The 3,665-nt window shown below is 57.1% G+C and carries 3 protein-coding genes and 1 pseudogene; 3 read left to right on the forward strand and 1 reads right to left on the reverse strand.

The window, feature by feature from the left end; genetic code table 11:
- The 3 genes from J07HQW2_RS17380 to J07HQW2_RS02615 form a co-directional block, all read left to right on the forward strand.
- Positions 1–1,079 (forward strand): ABC transporter ATP-binding protein (locus J07HQW2_RS17380; protein WP_048075769.1); only part of this gene is annotated, 1,079 nt, incomplete at its 5' end.
- Positions 1,076–2,305 (forward strand): ABC transporter permease, encoded by a 1,230-nt coding sequence (locus J07HQW2_RS02610; RefSeq protein ID WP_021053730.1) that lies wholly within the window; start codon positions 1,076–1,078, stop codon positions 2,303–2,305. The genes J07HQW2_RS17380 and J07HQW2_RS02610, both read left to right, overlap by 4 nt.
- Entirely contained in the window at positions 2,298–3,419 is a 1,122-nt protein-coding gene (locus tag J07HQW2_RS02615) for an ABC transporter permease (RefSeq protein ID WP_021053731.1), read from the forward strand. The genes J07HQW2_RS02610 and J07HQW2_RS02615 overlap by 8 nt, the downstream gene beginning before the upstream one ends.
- Here the strand turns inward: J07HQW2_RS02615 and J07HQW2_RS17385 are convergent.
- Positions 3,397–3,665 (reverse strand): annotated as a pseudogene (locus J07HQW2_RS17385) (transposase); the annotation flags it as partial. The gene J07HQW2_RS02615 and the pseudogene J07HQW2_RS17385 sit on opposite strands and share 23 nt — an antisense overlap.

Here is a 3,665-nt window from a genome sequence, read left to right on the forward strand (position 1 = left end):
CTCCCCAAGAGATCGAGGAGTTATTCGGCGTACTCGAAGAGTTAACTGCTCAGGAAAAGACGATCATCTTCATTACTCATAAATTGGACGAGGCCATGCGGGCTGCAGACGAGATCACTGTCCTGCGGGACGGTCAGAGGGTCGGCACTGTCGACGCCGGTGCCACTACCCGCAAAGGGCTCGCAGAGTTAATGGTCGGTCGAGAGGTGCTGCTCGATATCGACCGCCCGTCGATCAAAACGGGAGGCGTGGTGGCGTCGGTTTCCGACCTAGTTGTCGATGACGACCGTGGGATTCAGACCGTTGATACTGTCGATTTCGAGGTCTGTGCAGGCGAAATTCTCGGGATTGCTGGTGTCGACGGCAATGGTCAATCGGAACTCATCGAGGCTATCACAGGCTTGCGAGCCCCTGAAGCCGGTACGGTCCGGTTGCTCGGTGACAACGTAACAGATAGCTCCCGACGCCAGCGGATCGAGGCTGGAATGGCGTATATCCCAGAAGACAGACAGGACCGCGGGGTGGTGATGGATTTCGACCTAGTAGGCAACGCACTGTTGGGCAGCCAACACTCATCGGAGTTTAGATCGAGCGGTCGGGTCAATTGGGACGAGACCAGAGAGCATGCCAAGACCATCATTAACGAGTATGACGTGCGGACGCCCAGTGCCGACACCTCCGCAGCGTCACTGTCAGGCGGGAACCAGCAGAAGTTTATCGTAGGTCGAGAGTTCGAACGCGACCCCGAGTTCGTGGTTGCGTCGAACCCGACCCGGGGTGTCGATGTAGGATCAGTCGAGTTCATCCACGAGCGGTTGCTAGAGCTCCGAGAGGCAGGGGTTGCGATCCTCCTGGTCTCTTCGAAACTCAGGGAGGTTCAAGAGCTCTCCGACCGGCTGGCGGTGATGTACGAGGGTGAGTTCATCGATCTGGTCGATCCTACGACGACGACGGAATCCGAACTTGGGTTACTGATGGCTGGGCAGCAACCGGACAACGCCGGTGGTGACAAGCGCGAGAGCGAACCAGACCTGACTGAAGACCCAACTGACGTCACCACGGACGGTGAGCGGGCGTGAGCGCGGTCGACCACGCCTATCGAGTCCTTAAGCGGTTGGTGGCGGCGTCGGCGACCGAACGAATCCTGATTAGCTCGGCGGCGCTGCTGCTCTCGATCCTGCTTGGCGCGCTCCTAGTGTTGATTGCCGGTCGAATGACGACGTGCACCGTTGGTAATGCAGTCTATTACTTTGGGACTGGGTTCTGCTACGATCCAGTCTTAGTGTTCGACCGGCTGTTCCTCGGCGCGCTCGGCGATCCATTCAGCGGCGCGTGGTCTCCGGAGGGACAGTTTTCGGTGACACTTCGAGAGACTACGCTCCTAATCTTCACTGGACTCTCGGTCGCTTTGGCGTTTCAAGCGGGCATTTTTAATATCGGCACGCAGGGTCAGATGGTGATCGGCGGGCTCGCGACCGCGGTTCTTGTGCTCCAGGCATCGGATGTGGTCTCGGGCGTCATCGGATCTGTTCTCTTGATCCCGTTCGGAATCGCGGTTGGCGTAGTCTTCGGCGGGCTTTATGGATTGATTCCGGGGGTTCTGAAGGCTTATGCCGACGCAAACGAGGTAATCACGACAATCATGCTCAATTTCATCGCCACCGGGGTGACGCTGTATCTCGTTAGTGGCGCGTTCAAAGATCCCGAAAGTCCAGCGAACCGGACTGTGCCATTGCCCGAGCACGCCCAGTTTCCCACGGTTCTATTCGGCGGTCGCCAGGACTTCTCGCTCGTCGCGCTGGCATGTGGGCTGCTGGCGATCGGCGGACTCTATTATCTGCTTGAGTACACAGCGTTCGGTTACGATATCCGGACTAGCGGGCTCCAACCCGTCGCGGCGGAGTACAGCGGTGTCGACGCCAAGCGGACTATCGTCGCGAGTCTCACACTCTCAGGGGCGTTCGGTGGCATTGCTGGTTCGATGTACGTGATGATGGTACTAGGGACATTCCAGTCAGGGCTGCCCGCGTACGGCTTTGACGGAATTACTGTTTCGATCCTCGCAGGTAACAACCCTGCAGGAATTGCCTTTACAGCGCTTCTGTTCGGCATTCTTAAGAGCGGCACCACAGTTGTCCAGTTCGCGACGGATGTGCCACCACAACTCGTCGGCGTTCTCCGCGGGCTTATTATTCTGTTCGTAGCGATGCCGGAGTTCTTCCGAATGGTGGGTCAGCGGGTTGTCGACCCTGGATCGAAACCGGTCGCAACCCATGATGGGAATGTGGAGGCAACTGATGAGTGACTCCTCGTCAAAGACCACTGAAGTGGACACTAGTGGAGACCCGAAGCCCAATCAGGAAGCGGTTCGCGACGAGGGACTACTGGCGTCGCAGTCATCCCGCGGGCTGACCGCGTGGGCAGCGGTCGGATTAATCGCGGCGCTACTTCTCGGTGGCACAGCGTTCCCGGGCACAATACTGGGGATCCTCGCTGATATTATTACCAATAAGGACACGTTTGCTGCAGCACTCCGACTGTCGGTCCCAATCGCGTTTGCCGCGCTCGGGGGGATATTCTCAGAGAAAGCGGGTATAATCAACATCGGACTGGAAGGGCTGCTCATCATCTCAGCATTCACCGCAATCTACGTTACCGATATCACTGGCGAAATCTGGGTTGGGTTCGGAGGCGGTGTGATCGCGAGTGTGCTGCTCGCACTGCTCTTCGCGGTTGTCACAATCAAGTTCCGCGCCGACCAGATCATCGCAGGACTGGCGGTGTGGTTGATTGCGCTGGGACTCGCGCCCTTCGCATCACAGGTTATTTACAACAGTCCTAACACCCCAACGGTGGGGACAACCGGATCTATCAGTGTGCCGATGCTGGCGGAGATTCCTTTTTTTGGTGCGCTGTTCTCGGCGTCGCCATCGGTGTATCTGCTCCTCATCGCGGTGGTTGCCTCGTGGTACGTCTTTGAGCGGACCGCGTTCGGTCGGTGGATCCGGGCGAGCGGTGAAAACCCGAAGGCGCTTGATACTGCTGGGGTGAGCGTCAACCGAGTCCGATATGCTGGGGTGCTAATCTCGGGCGTCCTCACGGGGATGGGCGGGTCGGCGCTGTCGCTCGACCTTGGACAGTTTACCGGTAATGGACCGACGATGGTCAACGGCAAGGGGTTTATTGCCATCGTGGCGTACCTATTTGGTAACTATAATCCGATTGGGGCGTTTTTGACAACGATGCTGTTTGCGGGACTTGACGCGATTCAGACGGTGTTCCAACTCCAGGGGATCGGTCTGCCACAACAACTCATCCGAATCATCCCATTCGTAATGGTGATTATTATTCTCGCCCTTGTTGGTCGGACGCGACTCCCTGAAGCCGCCGGTGAGCACTATGAGTCCGGTGAGAAGTAGGGTCTAAGCGAGAAAACGCCATCACAATCATGTCATCATCCGCCTCGGTGACTAGATTCAACAAATCACGGCTTCCAAGCAGTGACAGCAGCGCTGCGTACAATAATATCCTCACCATGTGTTCGTCACTTGTGTCAACTTGTCCAGTTCGTACTGCGTCTCCAACTCCCGGAACAGCAACTCAACCTCCCACCAACAGCGGTAGATTTCTGCTAAATCCGCCGAAAAAACCTTCCTCGCTAAATT

This window comes from Haloquadratum walsbyi J07HQW2, from assembly GCF_000415985.1.
Classification (GTDB): domain Archaea; phylum Halobacteriota; class Halobacteria; order Halobacteriales; family Haloferacaceae; genus Haloquadratum; species Haloquadratum walsbyi_B.

Excerpts from the sequence above, each read along its gene's own strand:
- J07HQW2_RS02615 (WP_021053731.1), top strand. The coding sequence starts at position 2,298 with ATGAGTGACTCCTCGTCAAAGACCACTGAAGTGGACACTAGTGGAGAC.